General features: G+C 37.2%; 2 protein-coding genes. One reads left to right on the forward strand and one right to left on the reverse strand.

The window, feature by feature from the left end:
- On the forward strand, positions 1 to 199 hold a 199-nt coding region (locus E1176_RS02395), incomplete at its 5' end, for a T9SS type A sorting domain-containing protein (protein WP_155208974.1).
- Here E1176_RS02395 and E1176_RS02400 read toward each other — a convergent pair.
- Positions 196 to 2,481, reverse strand: a complete 2,286-nt coding sequence (locus E1176_RS02400) for an MFS transporter (RefSeq protein ID WP_246205915.1) — start codon at positions 2,479 to 2,481, stop codon at positions 196 to 198. The two genes, E1176_RS02395 and E1176_RS02400, sit on opposite strands and share 4 nt — an antisense overlap.
- Between the last annotated feature and the right edge of the window lie 23 nt (positions 2,482 to 2,504).

The following is a 2,504-nucleotide window of genomic DNA, read 5'->3' on the forward strand; positions in this document are numbered from 1 at the left end:
GTCAAACTTACCTAAAGGTGAAGATATTTTAGTGGAGGTAAATACTGTAGAAGGAGTAGCTAAATACTCAGATAATCATGATATAAACAATCGCTTAGAGTTGGACCTAAGTGACCTAAAAGGAGGACTATACATACTTAAGATCTCGTACGGGGATCAGGTGTTGGCAAGAAAAATCCTCAAGTCTGTTGGAAATTAATTTCCGATAATCTTTGCCAGTTTTTTTATAGCGTTTTGGTTTTTACTGGTATTGATGTTGTCAATCAGACTTTGCTTCTCTCGGCTGGTGAGTCGCCAGCTTAGGGAAGCTCTTTTAGTATTTTCCATTCTAAGGCTATCAGGAGTCGATAAGTTGAGTTTATTATTATCGGCAGGTACGTACTGAATATCAATTCTTGAAATCTCACCTTCAAACCACGAGCGGGCAAACTCAATTTTATTATCGTTGGTAATATCTTGCAAGCTCTCAAAGTTCTGATAAATGCTACTTATTGGTAGCGTGAAACGCTCAAAAAGTGAAAGATTGGTTTGTTTTTCTATAGGCCCGTCTTTTTCTGAGTCTCTGATCGATACGATTACGACACCATCGGTATTAGCTGCGGTCCATGATCTAAAAGCATATAAAAAACGGACAGCATCAGATATGCCAAAATTATCGGTGATTCCAGCATCCATAATCTCCATAGGTGGGTCACTAGGCAATGTTATGTTTGGAGTGATGTATGGAAAAGTAGCACTCATTCTTAATCCACTCAAAAACCTTAAGTTCTCACTTCCGTGTGCTTCAAAAAATCGCATAAAATCAATGGCATTTACTTTATCACCCATGTAAACAGAATCCTGACTGTTCATAAGATAACTCACATTCTGAGGAGATATGTATAGCTTGCGACCATCGTTGATGATAGTAGGGGCCATAACCAGCATTGGTATTGTGGCTTCTTTTTCAGGTTTTAGATAAGCCTTGAGTGGCTTGTCTAAAATGAAATTTGTGTTTTTATTAAGTTGTTGTTCAAATGCATATCCACGATCTTTTTTGTAATCAAGGCCATTATATTCAAACTCATGAAAGCCTACAAAAAGGTCATTCATTAGCATACTAAATATAATCGCGTTTAAATTATCTCCTGCCAACCTATCCAAATGTTGTCGACCGTATAAAGAATTGTCATTGGAAGTTTTTTTTCTCAGCAGTAACTCTCTAAAGTAGCTTGCACCAATGAGACCACCAGATGCACCTGTAATTAATACAGTCTGGTCCATTAATCGACCACCTGTAAGACTATCAGCATTTTGAAGTACGTTGAGTGTCCAAAGAGCAGCTCGTTGGCCACCACCACTAGTACATAAAAAAACTAATTTAGGGTTTTGGTCGGCCGGAAATTTAGCACGCCAATTATTAAGTATTTCAAGGGTGTTTTTATAGTCAATATCTCTGTAGGTGGCATTGCTATACTCACTTACCGCACCTAGCGTGTAGGGGACGGGATCTTTTTCATAATTAAGGCCATATGCCTGGTAAGTGCTATCAAAAATATTTTCTTTTACCAGAATATTTAAAACAATAATGAGTGCCAGAGCTGCTGTCCCAGACCAATTGCCAAACCAGTAGGAAAAAGCGCCAGCAAACATTACAAAAATGGTGAGAAACAGAATGACACTAGCTGCAGCAGGTAATTGGAAAATCTCATAATCTTTGAAAATACCCATAATAAGAAGCAAGGCAAGAATAAGTATTTCTATGATCACCAGATTAAAATGATTCTGGTCAAAAACCTGTAGAATCGTATTTCTATCGTAGAATTGGTCCTCAGTAACGGGTTTAGGTTCAAACTTTAGGTTGAGGTAATTATTGACTGCAATCTGTTTTTTACGAGCGATATTGAGCTTTTTCATAGCACTGGCTCGTGTCACCTTAATGTTTTGTTTCAGCTTTTCGTCTACCTTACACACCACGTACTTAAAAATGTCTTTATTGGTAAACCAGAAGTAGGCAAATAAAATGAGTGTCATGATGATATAGCCGAGTAAAAGCCCGGCAATATCTACCATGAGTTTTTCTGAAGAAGAATATTCGTTAGCAATTTGATAGCGGATGATGAAAATCACATAGCAAAACAAAAAAGCGAAGGGTATTAAGCTATTGTTGAGGCTAAAGACAGTAAAAGGTCTTGAGATAGTGCCTAAAAAAGAAAACCTGTGAGCATCTACGATATAGGTTGTAATATGAAAAGCAATGCTAAAGCCAGCCAGCACCACACCTATGATGAAAAAGCTATAGAAGTTTACTTTGTTGAGGTAAACAGGGTCTAAAAAAAGGTAAGGCACACCCAGATAATTGCCAAATCCGCCAGATACAATAGCAAAAAGCAGCACCCAACAGAGGAGCAAAACCTGATTTCTCTTAAAGTGATTTAATAGAAGGGAAATAGGAAGAGAATAAAAAAAATTCTTCCAGAGCCTAAAAAATTGATCTTTCATCAATACAATTTAAGCATTTTTTT

The sequence above is a fragment of the Fulvivirga aurantia genome, assembly GCF_009711475.1.
GTDB classification, from domain to species: domain Bacteria; phylum Bacteroidota; class Bacteroidia; order Cytophagales; family Cyclobacteriaceae; genus Fulvivirga; species Fulvivirga aurantia.

What these genes read in the sequence shown, in the direction of transcription:
- E1176_RS02400 (WP_246205915.1), bottom strand. Translation starts at nt 2,481, where the DNA reads ATGAAAGATCAATTTTTTAGGCTCTGGAAGAATTTTTTTTATTCTCTT.